This is a genomic window from Streptomyces sp. BB1-1-1 (assembly GCF_031597775.1).
In the GTDB taxonomy this organism is placed as follows: Bacteria; Actinomycetota; Actinomycetes; order Streptomycetales; family Streptomycetaceae; genus Streptomyces; species Streptomyces thinghirensis.
Window position 1 is genome coordinate 8761022 of the sequence record NZ_CP134203.1, and the last position, 16425, is coordinate 8777446.

Here is a 16425-nt window from a genome sequence, read left to right on the forward strand (position 1 = left end):
AGGAGTCCCACAGATGCGTCCCGTTCGCCTGGAGCTCAACGGCTTCGCCGGCTTCCGCGCACCCACCGTGGTCGACTTCACCGACACCGACTACTTCGCCCTCGTGGGCCCCACCGGTTCAGGCAAGTCCACCATCCTCGACGCGCTGACCTTCGCCCTGTACGGCTCGGCGTACCGGTGGGGACGCAGCAACGCCATCGCCTACGCGCTCGCCCCCACGAGCAACCGGTGCACGGTCTCGCTCACCTTCGACGTCGGCTCGCAGCGCTACCGGGTCGCCCGCGAGGTCCGCCGCAGCGGCCAGACCATCCAGCAGAAGTCCGTCAGCCTGGTGCAGTTCACCGACCCCACCGTCACCGCGGTCGAGGCAGACGGGCCGCAGCCCGAAGTACTGGCCGGGGAGATCAAGGAACTCAACCCCGCCATCGAGCAGTTGCTCGGCCTGTCCTTCGACGACTTCTGCCAGTGCGTCGTCCTGCCCCAGGGCGACTTCGCCCGCTTCCTGTCCGCCAATGCCAGCGCACGGCAGCAGATCCTCCTCAAACTCCTCGGCGCCGCCCAGTACGAAGGCATCGGCAAGCGCGCCGGCGCCCAGGCCGACCAAGCAGCCAACGAAGCTGAGGTCCTCAACAACCAGCTGAGCCGGCACGCCGACGCTACCCCCGAAGCCGAGGCCGCCGCACAGGCGCGTGTCGAGGCCCTTGAACAGCTGGCCGTCACCGTCGACCAACTCGTGCCCCAGATCACCGCAGCACACACCCGCGCGCACGAGGCCGCCGCCCGAGCCGACACGCTGCGCGACGAGGCCACTCTGCTGACCTCCATCCGCACCCCCGACGGCATCGAAGAGCTGCAACGTCAGGCCACCCAGGCACATGCAGCGGCCCGGCAGGCCCGTGACGCCGCCGACGCGGCCGCCCAGACCCTCTCCGACGCCACCAAAGAGGCCCAGTCCGGGCCCCAGCGCACCGACCTGACCCCCGCCCGCGACCGGTACGCCGAGAGGGCAGCCCTGGCGGGGCGCCGCGACGGCGTCATCGCCGATGCGGAGCGCGCCCAGGGGGAGGTGACGCAGCGCGAAGAGCAGCTGAAGGCGTCGAAGGACGCCGTCGACGAGGCACGCCGCGTCGCCGAGGAGACCCGTGAGCGTCGCGACCACGCTCGACAGACGCACGAAAAGCTGCAGCGTCGCCACCAACTGCTGGTGGCCGTCCGCACCCCGGACGGCGTCACCGACTTGACCAGCCGCTCGGCCGCTCATGCCGACGAAGTCGAAGCCGCCGCCGGGCAGCTGGCCGCGGCCCGGGCCCGGCACGAGCAGGCTGCCCGTGCGCTGGCCGCCGCCGGCGATGGCAGCCGTCTCACGGACGCGCACCAGACGCTCGACCAACTCATCGACGTCATCGGCATGCTCACCGACGCCACCGGCGAACTGGACGCCTGTGCCGAGGCGACCAGCCGGACCGCGGAGGCGGTGGCCGGCGCGCAGGCGCGCCTGAACGCGGCCACGTCCGCGCTCGAGCAGGCCCAAGCCCTCGCTGGTGCCGCCCAGCTGCGACCCCAGCTTCAGGTGGGCCATGACTGCCCGGTCTGCGAGCAGAACGTCACCACCCTCCCGCCGCCGCTGTCCGACCCCGCGCTTCACGCAGCCGAGGAGGCGCGGGCCGCGGCCGCAGAAGAACACCGTGACCTGCTGGCCCAACACGAGGAAGCCAAAACGAAGGCTGCCGACAAACAGCGGACCGTCGACCAACTCACCACCCAGCGCTCCCTGCTCGACACGAGGCTGGCCACGCTGCTGCCCGGTCGCCCCGCCGGTGCCGACCGTGACTGCACCGCCGACCGCGGCCAACTCGACGAACTCACTGCATCCCGCGACCAGTTGACCGCTGATGAGCAGCAGGCCCGCGACGCGCTGCAGACGGCCCAAACCGCGCAGGATTCCGCCACGTCGGCGGCGACCGCGCTGCAGCGAGAACTCGACCGGGCCCGCAACGCCCTGCACTCGACACTGGGCACGGTGGCCGCCCTCGATCCGCCAGCAGCCGACACCGACGACCTGACCGCTGACTGGGCTGGCCTGGAGGCCTGGGCCCGCACCCAGACCGCCACCACAGAACGCGATCTTGAAGCCGCCGCAGCCAAAACCACCGAAGCCGAAAAGGCCCACTCGGACGCGACCATTGCGCGGGAGGCAGCCGACCGGGCGCAGTCCGACGCCCAAAGCGCTCTCACCGCAGCCGTTCGGAACGCCGTAACCGCCAACCTTGAAAAGACGAAGCTGACCGACCGCCTGAGCGAACTCGATAAGTTTCTGGACCAGGCGCCTGCGGAAGACGAACTGCCGGCCCTGTTCGAGGAATGCGCCCGCCTCGAGGCGGCCGTGACGACAGCCGCCGCTGATGCCGGCCACACACGAGAGACAGCCAAGGCAGCGGCGGCCGAACAGGAGCAGTGGCAAGAGCGCACCGCGAAAGCCCGGTCCGTGTTGACCACCAGCCGTGATGCGGTGGCGGCGCTGAATCCACCGAGTCTCGATACCGACGACCTCGCCGTCGCCTGGTCCACCCTGACCGGCTGGGCCAGCCGGTCGGTCAGCGACCGTCAGGCCGCCACCGTGTGTGCAGAATCCGACGCCCAGACCGCCCAGGCCGAAGCCGACCAGTTCCTGGCCCGCCTGGAGACACTCCTGCGCGACAACGACCTGGATCCCCACGGCCTCGGCGACGCCCCAGCGCGTGCCGCACAGGCCCCGCGGATAGTCGCGGTCACCGCCGAACGCGCCCGCAGCCAGGTCGAAACGATCCAACGCAGCCGTGCCGACGCTGCCTCGATACGAGACAAGATCGACGACGCCCGCACCCGGCAACAGGTGGCCGCCGAGCTCGCCCGGCTGATGCGGTCCAACAAGTTCCCCCAGTGGCTCGCCAACTCAGCCCTCGACACCCTGGTCGCCGGCGCCTCCAAGTCGCTGCGCCAACTGTCAGGCGACCGCTTCGACTTCAGCCACCAAAAGGGCGAGTTCTACGTCATCGACCACTTCGACGCCGACTCGCCGCGCTCGGTGCGCACCCTTTCCGGCGGCGAAACCTTCCAGGCCAGCCTGGCCCTCGCACTGGCCCTCTCCGACCAACTGGCCGGACTGGGTGGCGCCACGAAACTAGAATCAATCTTCCTCGACGAAGGGTTCGGCACCCTCGACACCGATTCGCTCCAGACCGTCGCCGACACCCTGGAAAACCTTGCCCAGGGAGAGCGGATGGTTGGAGTGATCACCCACGTCACTGCACTCGCCGAACAGATCCCCGTCCAGTTCCACGTCCAGCGTGACACCCGCACCTCCACCGTCACCCGGCAGGGCACATGACCAGCGCAGCACAGGCCTCCCGCCTGCGGTTCCACGTCGACGGCTGGGACCCCACCTACGGCTCCAGCGTCGAGAACGCCGAGAACGGCATCGAAGACTCGACAGCCAAGGTCACCCCCCACATCGAACTCGCCCCAGCCGACTGGAAGCCCATCTCGCCCTCACAAGTATCCGCCCCAGGCGCAGTCCTTTTCATCGACGGCGTCCGCCGCGTCGAAGCCCGTATCTGGATCGAGCAGCCCCCATCCGCCGAACCGGCCACAAGCACCAGCAACACAGCCCGGCACGCCCTGATGGCGCTATGCGCCTCCTACGCAGCGGGCACTGTCTGCTGCTGCCCCGGCCACGGCGCCCATCTGCTGACCATCGACTACCGACGTGGTCTGTTCACCACCGCCACCAACGCCGCCGACGTGCCCACCGCAGCCGGAACCTACAAGGCCCACATCACCCCCGACGACCAGGACCAGAACCTCGCCGTGCTGCTCTCGACGGCGCTGCAACGCCAACTCGCCGATCTCGAGGTCCTCGTCGCCACCCATGCCCGCACCGCCCTGTCCGACCATGGCGTCCCCGAAGGCTCGGACCTACTGGTCGTGGACGGCCCGCTGCGCGGCCGCACCCACCTGCCGCGCGCACTGGGATTCATCAAGTCCCACCGCACCGCCTACCTGCCGCCCGACCTCCACGCCATGATCTCCACCCTGGCCCCCGGCGAGCGCAGCCCGGTGTTCCTGATGGGCACTTCCTGGGACCGCCACGCCTGGTACCTCCGGCTGCCGTGCACACCCGGTGCCCCGTGGGCCGGGGTAGTGCGGCTGGAATGCGCCGCCGACATCTCTGCGACCGAGGCGATCGAAATGGCAAACCTCTCCCAGGTCATCCTGCCGCGATACGCCAGCATCGAGTACAAAGACACCCGGGCCCCGCAGAACCTAGTGCCAGTCGCCGGACTGGAGAGAGAACTACGCCGCCACCTGGGCAACCCCGTCCTACTCAGCCGCGCCCTCCGCATAGCATCGGCAGGCTGAGCCGCAGACGCCCGCCAGCTCCACGTCCGCAAAACCACCAGCCCGCCCACACTGTCGAAAAGATCTTCCTGCAACGCCCCCAATGACCGCCTCACCAGTTTCATCTCCCGGAGCGGCGTCCCACATGGCCACAGCACCCATCGAACTACGCCCCCACCAAAGGGAAGCCGTCTCCGCGACCACCCGCATCCTCGGCGAGCACCCCCGCGCGAGCGTGATCGCTGCATGCGGCACCGGCAAGACCCTCATCGCCGCCCGCACGACCGCCCGCATCGCCCGGCGCGGCCGTGCTCTGGTGCTGCTGCCGACGCTGGACCTGCTGTCGCAGACAATCCGCTCCTGGCACATGGCCGGCCGCAAGGGCACCACCGTGGCGGTGTGCTCGGCCCGCCAGGCCCTCGACCACGAGCCGCTCGGCGCCGACATCCCCCTCACCACGGACCCCGCCGAACTCACCACCCTCATCGCCGCACCCCGCCCGGGGCCGATCACCGCATACGCCACCTACGCTTCCTTGCCCGCCGTGATCGCCGCCCACCGCGACCACCACCTGCCCCCCTGGGACCTAGTAGTCGTCGACGAAGCCCACCGCACCGCCGGCCGCCTCGGCAAGGCCTGGGCCGCCGTCCACCACGACGACCAGATCCCCGCCGCCCGCCGCCTCTACCTGACCGCCACCCCCCGCATCTGGGACCCCGCAGAAAACCCAGACGACGACACTGACGCAGTGGCGTCTATGGACGACGAGACCCTCTTCGGCCCCGTCGCCTACCGGCTGACCCTCTCCGACGCCATCGACCTCGGTCTGCTCGCCGACTACCAAATCCTCGTCCCCGTGGTCACCGACGAAGACCTCCGCGACTGGCTGGCCACCGGACCCGGCGCTGGCGTCGACGGACTACGCCTGGCAGGCCGCCAGGTCGCCGCTCTGCGCGCCATCCACGACCACCAGCTGCGCCGCATCCTGACCTTCCACCACCGCGTCGCCGACGCCCGCGCCTTCGCCACCACACTGGCCGACACAGCCGCCACTCTCTCCGCCGACCTGCGTCCGCAAGGACTATGGGCGGACTGGGTCAGCGGCAGCCATTCCCCTCAAGTCCGCCGCCGCCTCCTGCTCGAGTTCGCCGCCCACACTGGCCCCCACGCCCCCTCCGTGCTGTCCAACGCCCGTGTCCTGGGGGAGGGCATCGACGTGCCCGCCATCGACGCCGTCGTCTTCGCCGAGCCCAAAAACAGCCCCGTCGACACCGTCCAGGCCGTTGGCCGCGCCCTGCGCCAGCAACCCGGCGCCCGCAAGAAGGCCACCCTCGTGGTCCCCGTCTACCTCACCCCCGGCGAAGACCCCGACGACCTCCTCGGCGCCGACGCCTACACCCCGCTGTGGCATACCATCCAGGCCCTGCGCGCCCACGACGACCGCCTCGAAGCGCGCCTGGCCGACCCCCGCACCCACCGGCCCACCATGCCCCCGCACGACCCCGACGCCTGGCTGCACTTCGACCGCCCCACCCAGGCCGAGGAAGTCGCCCTCGCCCTCTCCCTACGGGTTCTGGCCCCCAAGAGCGCCGAATGGCGCCGCGGCCTCACCGCGGCACGTCGCTACCACCGCACCCACCACCACCTCGACGTCCCCCAGAACTACGAAGACTCCACGGGGTACGCCCTGGGCCGCTGGCTCACCTGGCAACGCCACCTCCACACCGCCGGCAGCCTCGATGCGGCTCGCACCCAGGCACTCGAACGCCTCGGCATCATCTGGGACCCCCGCCAACAGGCCTTCGACCGGGGCCTTGCCCACGCCACCGCATACGCTGCCCACCACGGCCACCTCGCGGTTCCAATCGACCATGTCCACGACGACTTCCCCCTCGGCCGCTGGCTGGCCACGCAACGCACCCGCGCCGACCACCTCAGCGACGAACGCACCGCCGCCCTCACCTCCCTGGACCAGTGGTGGAACCCGCCCTGGCCGATCACCTGGCAACGCGCCTATCACGCCGCCCGCCAGCAAGCGGAAAGGGAAACGACCGCCTCATCGGTACAAGAGTGGCTCACGGCCCAGCAGGCTCGGGCCGACGTCCTGCACCCCGAGCAGTGCCGCCTCCTCAAGGGCCTGGGACTCGACCTGCCGGATGCGCCCGTTCCTTACAGTGAGGACAGCCAGTTGTCGGCACGTGAGCGCGCGTTCCAGCGCGGACTGGCTGCCGCACGAGCTTTCCGTGAGCGGGAGGGCCATCTCAACGTTCCCCAGCGGCACATCGAAGAGATCGAAGGCGACCACGTACGCCTGGGACAGTGGCTGAGCAACCTGCGCCGCCGCCGCTCCAGCCTCAGCCCGCAGCGGCAGGCTGCCTTGGCAGAGCTGGGTGTGTAACCGTCGTCGCTCTCGTGGCCGGGGCGGCGTCCATCGCATGGCTCTCCTCAAGCAGCATGCGGACCTGAAGAATGAGTTCTACGAGCATGTCCGCGTCGAGACCCAGCAGGTCCCGGAGACTGAATAGCGGCTACGGGAGACCGTCACCAGGCTCAGGAAAGGCCTGGCCAACAAGGAGGCGGAGCTCGACGAGCTCCGCCATGGTGACCAACCTGGCGCTCGCCAGCGCCGTCCTCATTCATGAGCAGGGCCCACTGCCGCCTTCGGCCCCTGGCACCCCGGACAACGTCATCTCGCTTCCTGCTGGCCCGGGGAGAGTCGAACAAGCGGCTGAGCACAGATATCCGTACGGGGTGGTGCATGACAGAGTCGTCCGCGACTGAGGACGTTCAGTGGTACGTCTCCTCTTTTCGAGGAGGGGAGACGTCCGCGGTCAGGCGGCGGACTGCAGGACGGTGTGGTCGGCAGCGAGCGCTCGGAGGCGGGCGGCCACGGTCTGCGGGCTGAGTGCCGAGAGGACCCACAGGGCACTGAGGCGGCAGCCGGAGGACCAGATAGGGGCTGTCGGTGGCCGGAACGGTGTCACGGTGATGGCCTGGGCCGCGAACGGAGCCTCATCGAGATAGGCCATGTCGCCGATCCCGCACAGATACGCGCGGGCGCTCGTCTGGAGCGGCTCGTGCCGCGCCCCCATTTTCCCCGCCATCACAGCTTCTTACGGAAATGGCTCGAACCGTCACTGTCTGCCCGTGAGGTCGGCCACCCTGCACGAGACATTCCTGTTCGCCTCGCGGAGCCCGCGCCCGGCCTGAATGCCCTCGTGAGCGCCTTGTACGGAGGTCAACTGCCGGTGCGCCCGCCGACCGGATGTGCGTACACGGCCCGGCAGCTGCAGGTGCGGGCCGCCGGGGAGGAGCACGCCTCGTCTGTCCTGAACTCACCTCAGAATCAGTGCTGTTGAGGGCGTCCCGTTGATCGACTGTCAGTGGCCGCCGCCAGCATGGGGGTGCTGCGGGAAAAACCACGACCACCTTGGGGGAACCACATGCCATTTGTCCGGCCGTACGTGCGCTCTGACGGAACGCCGGTACGCGGACACTCCCGATGGGCGCCGGGCGCCCGCCGGGAGATGACCATCTTCGCTGTCTTCGGCCTGGCCGTACTGGGACTCGGCAACACCTCGACCGCGAACGGAACAGACAGCGGATCGCCCACGCCGTCGGCGATCTACCCGGTCCGCTTCGACGACGTCACCGCCGACGCCTCACGGGCAGCTGTTCCACGTCCGACGGTGTCGTACCCGATCAAGTTCGACACCCCTGAGCCGCGGAAGGCGGCGCCTACACCCAGCGTGTCGTACCCGATCGACCTCTCTGCCCTGGGAGGTGGGCGATGACCCGGCGTCCACCGGCCAGGCGACAGGCGACCCCGCGGCCCGGCCGCCGACGCAGCCAGCAGGACCTACCCGTCACCGTCCTGGCCGTGGTCGCGATCGCAGCGGCCGGCCTGGTGGTGATGGTCGTCAACTGGCTGCTCGCGCACTGGTGGCTGCTGCTCATCGTCGCCGTCGTCGCCGTTCTGGGCGGCATCGGGTGGTGGCAGGAGCGGACCCAGCGCGTGCAGTGGGCGCGTGCCAGAGCGCGGGCCCTGCGCTACGGGCTGGCCCAGCTGGACGCGCTGGGCCACCGCCAGTTCGAATACGCCATCCGCGACCTGATGAACCGGGACGGCTGCACCGACGCCGTCCAGGTCGGCGGGCAGGGCGATCTGGGAGCAGATGTGAAGGCGACCGACCCGCAGGGCCGGCGCTGGGTGATCCAGTGCAAGCATCGCCGACACGGTGAGCGAGGCGCCGCTGTGGGCACCCCGGAGCTGCAGGTCCTCAACGGAACGGGACGCCCGGTCCACAAGGCGGATGTCGTGGTGATGGTGACGAACGGCAGGATCACCCAACCCGGCCGCGTCTTTGCCCGGCAGCAGCGGCTGCACCTCGTCGACCGCCAGCTGCTCGGTTCCTGGGCTGCCGGTTCGCGGCCGTTGTGGGAGCTGCTGCCCGTGCTTCCCCCACCCCGTAAACCCGCACAGCTCTCCTGAACCTCATCTGTCCCTGCCGTCGGCCATCCCCGCAGCCAGAATCCGCGAGAACAGCAACTCTGCCCAACTGGCGTAACCCAAAACGCAGTTACGGGCCCGGTCGCGGTGTTGTGTGCACGCTTTGGTCCACGTCAGCTGGTGAGAGCCTGCCCGTGGGCGTCGATAGGTGGGGGAAGCGTCCGTAGCCGTTCGGCCAGGGCGCTCGCGTCTGCGCCGGTATGGCTGGTGAGCATGCCGGTCAGGCGGGAGAGCCGGGCGCGGGCGGTGGAGCGGAGCCGGGCGGCGGGGACGCGGTCGAGGACGTCGTGCGCCCGCTGGGCCGCGTCCCGGGCAGTGCCGGAAGTCTCGGCCTGGGCCAGGACGAGGGAAGCTGCGGCCCAGCCGGGGGTGCCGCTCGGGCATGCGGCGAGCGAGGATTCCGCACAGGCGCGGGCGTCGTTGGGCCGGCCGAGCGCCAGGTAGGCCTCTGCCTGGTGCAGGGCGAGTTCGGCAGCGTCGAAGCCGAACCGGCCCGGCGCCTCGGGCTCGTCAGCGGTGTCGAGTTCGTTCATTGCCGTGGCGAGGGCGTGGTCGGCGTCGTCACCGCGGCCGGCGGCTGCGAAGGCGGGCAGCAGCGCCCACGCATGCAGCTGCGCCCGGACGCGCCCGGGTGCAGCAGCGGCGGCTCCGCGTTCGGCGTGCTCGACGGCTGCCTCCACGCGCCCAGAAGTACGGGTGACCATGCTCTGTGCGCCCCACGCCCATGCCTCAAGCCTGCGGTCGCCCGTCCGCGCCCCGTGCGCTGCGGCGGTGTCGAGGTGGACGCGGGCGCCGCTGACGTCGTCCAGGTGGTAGGCGAGGTTGCCCAGGAGGGCGGATAGCCATCCCACTTGCCGCCGCACGTCCTCGGTGGCCGGACCGGATTTCAGCGCGGGTGTCAGGAGCTTGCGGACGTCGCGGACCTGCTCGAACAGCACGTGCGGGGGATGCTTGCTGTAGTTCAGCGCGTAGTGCTCGACGGCCGCTTCGGCCAGATCGACGACAAGCGGACTGCCTTCGGGGCTGGCCAGGAGAGCCAGGTGCAGGCTCTCGCGTACCGCTGGCAGTCCCGCGTCCGTGGTCATCCGCATCGGCTCCTGTTCGTGCGGGCCGTGCCCGTCGTCGGCGGCGGTGTGAACTCGACCGTACCGGAACATGCCCGGCCCGGATGCCCACCCGTAGCGGTCCAGCCCAAGTTGCTCAGGACGGGCGCCGTAGGCACGGCACAGCATCACGGTGTACTCGTCGTCCGGCCACCGGCCCGCGTCGTGCTCCCAGCGGCACAGCATCGCGTCCGTCAGGCCGCGTGGCCGAAGCCCTGCGTCGACGTAGAGCGCGGCGACCTGCTCGATAGCGTCCGCGCGTGACCAGCCCAGCGCCAGACGCCAGGCTTCCAAAGCGGTGACCTCCACCAGCGCGGTGCGGATCTCGGTGACGGTCCGCTCGACAGTGTGATGCTCGCGCTGGCAGCGCATCCTGATGCGCTGCGCGGCACGCTGGATGGCGGCTCGGCGGGCGCGGGTGACGGTGGCCATGCGATCCCCCCGGGGCGGGCACGGACGAGTGGGCCATGCCGTGCTCACGGTATCCGCTCGGCTGCGCTCCGGGCACATGGCGAACATTGTCCGTAACGGGCAATACCCGGCTCGCAGTTGAGCAATGACGGGCCGTCAGCCGACCGGCAAAGGTGGTGGAGCGGCCACTTTCCCAGCCGCTTCCCCGACATCCAGGAGGGCAGCACCATGCCGACGAACACCAGCTCGACCCCCGCCGCAGCGGGGGAGTCCGCCGGTCTGATCCGCGGCCGGCGGGCCATCGCCGCAGCCCGCGGCCGCGGAGCGACCCCGTCCGACGGCGGCGGCACCGGCCGGTCCGACGGCAACGACTGACGGGCCGAGCCGGCGATGACGCGACTGCGCATCGCGGAGCGTCTGGGCCAGGACGACTTCCTGGGCCAGACGCTGCACCGCGACTACCGACACGTTCCCGGCGCCCTATCGAGGGCCGAACTCGGCGCCCTGTTCTCCTTCGATGTCGTCAACGACATCGTGGCCCAGCACCGGCTCCAGCCACCCCGCCTGCGCCTCGCCCGCGACGGCGACATGCTTCCCCCGCACCGGTACACGACGGCCGTCACCACCCGCCGCTCCACGGTGTGGCAGCGCGTACACCCGGCCGAGCTGCACCAGCGGCTCGCCGAGGGCGCCTCCCTCGTCATCGACCAGATTGACCACCTGCACGAACCGATCGGCGACCTCGCCGCCGAACTGGAAGGCTGGCTGCGGGCGCCCGTACAGGTCAACCTCTACGCCTCCTGGACGGCCACGGAAGGGTTCGGCACCCACTGGGACGACCACGACGTCCTTGTGGTGCAAGTAGAGGGCGCCAAGCGGTGGCGCCTGTTCGGGCCCACCCGCCACATGCCGCTGCACCGGGATGTCGCCGACCCCGAGCCACCGCCCGACGATCCGGTCGCCGAACTGGTCATGCGGCCGGGCGACGCGCTGTATCTGCCGCGCGGCTGGTGGCACGCCGTCACCGCAGACCAGGACACGCACTCCCTGCACTTGACGTGCGGCATCACCCCGCCGCACACCGGCAGCCGACTGCTGGACTGGCTCGCCGACGAACTCCTCGCTTCCGAAACCTTCCGCGTTGACCTTCCCCTGCACGCCGGGCAAGCGGCACAGGCCCAGTTCCTTGCCCTGCTCGGCAAGGAGGTCGCCACCGCACTTGAGGACCCGCACCTGCTCGACCGGTACGCCGCGGCCCAGGACGCAGCGGACGTAGGCCGCCTGCGGCCGTCCCTGCCCCACCTGGCCACCGTTCCCGCCGATGCGGGTCTGCGGGTGCGGCTGACGACCGGCCGGGCCCGGGCCACCGCGGTCACCGTGGACGGCGAGGACCTGGTGCGCATCCAGGGCGCCGGTCAGGAGGTCGACGCCGCGGCCGCGGCCGCGCCCCTGTTTCACCGGCTCCTTCAGGCCGGGTGGCACCAGCTCGGCGACCTCGCCGAGGTGGCAGGCGTGCCCGTGTCCGATGCGGCCGCCCTCGTCACCGAGCTGGTCGCGGCGCAGATGGCGACCGTCCATGCCGGGGGAGATTCGTGACTGCCTCCCTGGCGCTGGGCACCTACCGGATTCCCGGTGACGAGCTGGCCACCGCCGCCCGGCGAGCGGCCAGCTGCCCGTCCGGCTGGATCGACACCGCCCCCAACTACTGCCAGGGCCGGGCCCACCGGCTGCTGGCCCCCGTCCTCGCCGACCACCCCCAGCTGCACATCGCAACGAAGGCCGGATTCCTCACCGAGGCGGCCGCGCACGCCGCCTGCACCGCCGGCGTCATCCCCACAGCGAAGGTCCGGCACAGCATGGCTCCCGGCTTCGTCCGCTGGCAGACCGCCCGCAGCCGCACCGAGCTGGGCCGCGACCGGCTGGATGCGGTGTTCCTGCACAACCCCGAGCGCTACCAGGGCGACCGTCACGACCTGGCCGGGGAGCTGCGTGCGGCGTTCGCCGTCCTCGAAGAAGCCGCGTACGCCCAAGAGGTGGCCGCCTACGGCGTGGCCACGTGGAGCGGCTTCGCCCAGGACGCGTTCACCGTGCCGCTGCTGGACCGACTGGCCCGCGAGGCGGCCGGAACCCCTGAACACCACCTGCGTGTCCTTCAGCTGCCCGTCAGCCTGGTCATGGACACCCACCTGGGTGAGGCCCTGGGCGGCCACGGGCCGATCACCCAGGCGGCTGACCGCGGATGGGAGGTCCACGCCTCCGCCCCGCTGCACGGCGGGGAACTCCTCACCCTGGCCACCTCCGAGATCGCTGCCCTCCTCAAAGAGGGCGCCAGCGTGGCCGCCGCGTGCCTGGCGGCCGCCGCCTCATGCCCGGGCGTCGGAAAGGTGCTCCTGGCCACCGGCCGGACGGCACACTGGGATGACGCGCTCGCCGTGGCCGGCGCACCCGTCATCCCTCCCTCCACGCTCAGGATGGTCCTCGATGTACTCGCCGCCCCCCTCTGACGACGACGCCAAGCGCATGCCGGCCGCGTTCGCACACGCGGCCAACGCGCTCGGCGCCGCTGTCCACGGTCCGCAGGTCTGGGGCTGGCACGGCCGCACCCTCAGCCGCCGCGCCGACCATCCCGAGCATGGCGCATGCTGGCTGCGCCTGCTGTCCATGCCCGAACAGAAGGCAGGAGGGAAGCTCTGGGAGGGCACTGAGCGAGCCCACGCCGCCTTCCCCGCCGTCCGTAAACCCGCACTCCACGCACTGCACGACCACACCGACGACGGATACGCCTACCGCGCCGAGCTGACCGCATACGTCGACGAACCCGTACTGTCCCGAGACCCAGTCCTGCGCCACGAACTCGACCTGACCGACGCGTGGTTCACTACGATCCGCAAGACTTTGTCGACCATCGCCACGGTCCTCACCGACCGCACGGCCGTACGACAGGAATGGATCTCCCGCGCCGTCCCCGAGTACACCGGCCAACCGGCACCTCATATCCAGCACTGGGAATGCGCGCACGGCGACTTCCATGCCGCCAACCTCACCCACGGCGCCACCCTGCTCGATTGGGAGGGCTGGGGCCTGGCGCCCCGCGGTTACGACATGGCTATGTTTTACGCCTACGCCCAACTCGCCCCCGGCACGGCCACACGCATTCACCACGAGTGGGTCTCGCCCCTGACCAGCACCGCTGGCCGCGCGGCTCTCCTGGTGGTCTGCGCCGAACTGCTGCAGTCCGCATCCCGTGGCGACCACCCTGACCTGACGCCCAAGCTGCGGGCACTGGTTGAGGGGTGTGCGGCTCCTGCGGCGGGCAGTGGTCGCGTGCGGAGTTAGCCTTCCGGGCAGGTCGTGCGGCGCAGCAGGCTCCGGTGCTTGTGAATGCTTCGCCTCCATGGCGTGGCTTTAGACTGTTCCCTGACAACCTGTCACGGCATATGACGGAAGACGACAAAGCGGAGACTGGGTGCTGACGACGGCTGAGATCGTGCTGGGCCTTTCGCGTCACCTGAGCGCCTACGGGGCCAGCCAGCCGAAAGCGGACCTGGGGCAGCTCGAGTTCGCGGGGAAGATCATCGAGTTGGCTATCCGGGTCCGCGGCAGCGGAGTGAGCTCCCCGGACCGGATTGCTGCGCTCGGGCTGGACGCTGGCATCCCCAAGCGGGAGACGCAAAGAGAGCTCCTGCCGGCACTTGAGACCCTTGGCCTCATCGACCTCGAACGCGACTCCGACCGTGTTGTCCAGGCTGTGTCTGAACGCATCCCACCGCTGCCGGAGCTGTTTGTCCAGGCCGACGCCATCCTGGGGATCGCCATGCCCGAGCCGCTGGAGCGGATGGCCATGGAGGTCCTGCGGCAGACAACGCTTATGCCCATCACTCTCGACACTGCCCTGGAGACGTGCGCCCCGCTGGGCCCCGAGGACCTCGCCCGCCGCGCCATCGAGGACCTGCAGTCCCTGCATCTGTGCGCACTCCAGCGCAGCGCCGACGGGGACGAGGTGCTCTTCAACCCGAATGTATGGGCAGTCGACAAGGACCACTCCCACGCAGCCATCCAGGCGGAGAACGGTGCCGTACGTGCGGCTCTCAGCGGCCTGCTGGAGGAGGTGTCCGCGACCGCCGGGCTCCCGGAGGACGAGGTGACCTCGGCAGACAGGAAGTGGATCGACTTTGCCGTCTCCCAGGGGCTGCTGCTGCGCTCGTTGGTGACCACCGCCTTGGGCCAGGAACGGTCCTTTCTGTTCTCACCCCACATGGGACGCTCCGCCTTCGACGCACCCACCGGGGCAGACCCCTCCGGCAACGTCCGCCAGCTCATCGGCTCCATGATGTTCGCCAACCGCTATGCGAGCAACCAGCTCTTCGCCCCCACCGCCTTCCTGAGGAAACTGATCCGAGAGGGCGAGGCCGGTGACGCGTCCAACATCAGTACCGACTACTCCATGCTTGAGACCGCAGGCATCGTCCGGGTCGAGCCCGCCTACAGCTACTACAAGTTCGTCCTGCTCCAGGCGGACGTCGCCGAACAGGCCGTCACCTACCTGGAGAACACCGGCTCCAGCGGTACGGCATCAGGCGGACTGCGCGGCCAGCGCAGCTACCTCCAGCCCGAGATCGAGAGGGCTCGCCGCCTCGTCCAGCCCTCCAAGGAAGCCATCCCCAGCCCCAGCGCATCACAGGACATCCTCGCCGCGCTCCGACAGGAAATGGGACGACGCCGCTATGACCGGTAAGGCCGGGGCTTTGAAAGGTGACCTCTTGGAACGCCGGTTCGCCCGCGCCGAGTTCGCCGAGGGCTCTCTCGTGCGCGTACGCCACCCCGTCGCCCACCTGGTTGCCGGACGCACCCGCACCGTGACCGACGTCGACGTTCTCTCCATCGACTTCGATGCCCGCCTGCGCCCCCACATCGGCATCAGCGAGTGCAAGTCCACCCGAGGACAAAGCGGCGAGCAGGACCGCCTGCTGTGGCTGCGAGGACTCCAGGAGCTCCTCGCCGCGGACCGCGCCACACTCGTGCGGGAGACCGTCACCGAAGCGGGCCGGGATGTCGCCCGCCGCATTGAGGTCGACCTCATCGGCACGGCCGAGCTGACCCGACGCGAGCAGGTACTGCAGCACCTGCCCGAGCACTTCGGTGTCATCGGCGACACGCCTTTCAAGGAACAGAGCGCCGAGGCGGACCGGCAGCTGAAGAAGATCGGCGACCTCCCGTCCGGTCTCGTCGCCTTCCTCCGCCACGACGCTCTCCTGGCCGCTCCCCACCGCACACTCGGGGCCCTGATCACACTCGATGAGCTCTTGAGGAGCGGCACCGTTCTACCCGCCCCTCTTGCCCCGCTTCTGGCCGGCCACGCCCTCCAGGCCCTCCTCGCGGCAGCCCTGCGCGCCGGGGGCCGGATCGATACCGTCGGGTCCGAGGGCACCAGGCAGGAGATCGAGCAGGGCCTGGGCACAGGAGATCCCCACGACCGCCAGCTTCTGCGCGTGGCGGAGATGGCAGACACGCTTCTGCGTCAGGAGCTGGCTGCGCTTCACCGGGCGTATCGGACGTCCGGAGCTGCTGCGATCGAACGTCCTGTTCCCTCGGTGCGGTCAGCGATCTCCCAGACCCCTGCCTGGCTGGTGACGTTCATGGACCTGTCCGAACGTCTGCGACGCAGAAGTCCCATCGCCCGCCACCTGCCTCAGACCATCGACCTTGCGGTCTTCGATGCTCTGCTCGGCGCAGACGCCTGGCGAGCCCCTGCATTCGATCACCTGTTCTCTCTGGAGCATCGTCAGGCTCTTGCCATCGCCGTGACATGCGTTGAGCGCGCCGCGCCCGCGCTGGCCTCTTACGTGCTCCCCGTGCTGGACCTGCCCTACAACCGGACGGCAACCTCCGCCCTCGGTACCGGTGAGACGAGCAGCACGCCGCACGAGCTGCGCCTCGACGCCGCCGACGAATAGGGAGATGCATCCCGGCCAAGCTCAGCCCTGCCGGGTCCAGGCCGTGCCGCACAGCCGCAATCAGCCCGCC

At 70.1% G+C, this 16425-nt stretch carries 13 protein-coding genes; 11 read left to right on the plus strand and 2 right to left on the minus strand.

The features are described 5' to 3' along the window. The first annotated feature begins 13 nt into the window (after positions 1 to 13). The 3 genes from RI578_RS40305 to RI578_RS40315 all read left to right on the plus strand — a co-directional run bounded on the left by RI578_RS40305 (position 14) and on the right by RI578_RS40315 (position 6775). Positions 14 to 3367 (plus strand): SMC family ATPase, encoded by a 3354-nt coding sequence (locus tag RI578_RS40305; protein ID WP_310869077.1) that lies wholly within the window; start codon positions 14 to 16, stop codon positions 3365 to 3367. Further along, a complete protein-coding gene (locus tag RI578_RS40310) occupies positions 3364 to 4398 on the plus strand; it encodes a hypothetical protein (RefSeq protein WP_310869076.1) in 1035 nt (344 codons plus the stop codon). Before RI578_RS40305 ends, RI578_RS40310 begins: the two co-directional genes overlap by 4 nt. A 124-nt stretch (positions 4399 to 4522) precedes the next feature. After that, positions 4523 to 6775, plus strand: a complete 2253-nt coding sequence (locus tag RI578_RS40315) for a Helicase associated domain protein (protein WP_310869075.1) — start codon at positions 4523 to 4525, stop codon at positions 6773 to 6775. A gap of 433 nt (positions 6776 to 7208) precedes the next feature. On the opposite strand, the gene RI578_RS40325 is transcribed toward RI578_RS40315, so the two are convergent. Beyond that, positions 7209 to 7481 carry a hypothetical protein gene (locus RI578_RS40325; protein ID WP_310869074.1) on the minus strand — a complete coding sequence of 91 codons (273 nt, stop codon included), beginning with the start codon at positions 7479 to 7481 and terminating at the stop codon, positions 7209 to 7211. A gap of 423 nt (positions 7482 to 7904) precedes the next feature. On the opposite strand from RI578_RS40325, the gene RI578_RS40330 reads away from it, so the two are divergent. Both RI578_RS40330 and RI578_RS40335 read left to right on the plus strand, forming a co-directional pair. Then, a complete protein-coding gene (locus RI578_RS40330; protein ID WP_310869073.1) occupies positions 7905 to 8171 on the plus strand; it encodes a hypothetical protein in 267 nt (88 codons plus the stop codon). Continuing rightward, positions 8168 to 8869 carry a restriction endonuclease gene (locus tag RI578_RS40335; protein WP_310869072.1) on the plus strand — a complete coding sequence of 234 codons (702 nt, stop codon included), beginning with the start codon at positions 8168 to 8170 and terminating at the stop codon, positions 8867 to 8869. Before RI578_RS40330 ends, RI578_RS40335 begins: the two co-directional genes overlap by 4 nt. A 131-nt stretch (positions 8870 to 9000) precedes the next feature. Here the strand turns inward: RI578_RS40335 and RI578_RS40340 are convergent, their stop codons facing one another. Further along, on the minus strand, positions 9001 to 10422 hold the full coding sequence (locus RI578_RS40340) for a Twin-arginine translocation pathway signal (protein ID WP_310869071.1): 1422 nt from the start codon (positions 10420 to 10422) through the stop codon (positions 9001 to 9003). A gap of 207 nt (positions 10423 to 10629) precedes the next feature. Here RI578_RS40340 and RI578_RS40345 point away from each other — a divergent pair, with 207 nt between their 5' ends. The 6 genes from RI578_RS40345 (at position 10630) to RI578_RS40370 (ending at position 16355) form a co-directional block, all read left to right on the plus strand. After that, on the plus strand, positions 10630 to 10776 hold the full coding sequence (locus RI578_RS40345) for a hypothetical protein (RefSeq protein ID WP_310869070.1): 147 nt from the start codon (positions 10630 to 10632) through the stop codon (positions 10774 to 10776). A gap of 15 nt (positions 10777 to 10791) precedes the next feature. Beyond that, complete coding sequence (locus RI578_RS40350; RefSeq protein ID WP_310869069.1) at positions 10792 to 11997, plus strand: JmjC domain-containing protein; 1206 nt, start codon at positions 10792 to 10794, stop codon at positions 11995 to 11997. Beyond that, positions 11994 to 12905 carry an aldo/keto reductase gene (locus tag RI578_RS40355; protein ID WP_310869068.1) on the plus strand — a complete coding sequence of 304 codons (912 nt, stop codon included), beginning with the start codon at positions 11994 to 11996 and terminating at the stop codon, positions 12903 to 12905. The genes RI578_RS40350 and RI578_RS40355 overlap by 4 nt, the downstream gene beginning before the upstream one ends. Beyond that, entirely contained in the window at positions 12883 to 13737 is an 855-nt protein-coding gene (locus tag RI578_RS40360) for a hypothetical protein (RefSeq protein WP_310869067.1), read from the plus strand. The genes RI578_RS40355 and RI578_RS40360 overlap by 23 nt, the downstream gene beginning before the upstream one ends. 130 nt (positions 13738 to 13867) lie before the next feature. Next, positions 13868 to 15136 carry a hypothetical protein gene (locus RI578_RS40365; RefSeq protein ID WP_310869066.1) on the plus strand — a complete coding sequence of 423 codons (1269 nt, stop codon included), beginning with the start codon at positions 13868 to 13870 and terminating at the stop codon, positions 15134 to 15136. Positions 15137 to 15257: 121 nt separating this feature from the next. Continuing rightward, entirely contained in the window at positions 15258 to 16355 is a 1098-nt protein-coding gene (locus RI578_RS40370; protein WP_310869065.1) for a hypothetical protein, read from the plus strand. Positions 16356 to 16425 lie beyond the last annotated feature (70 nt).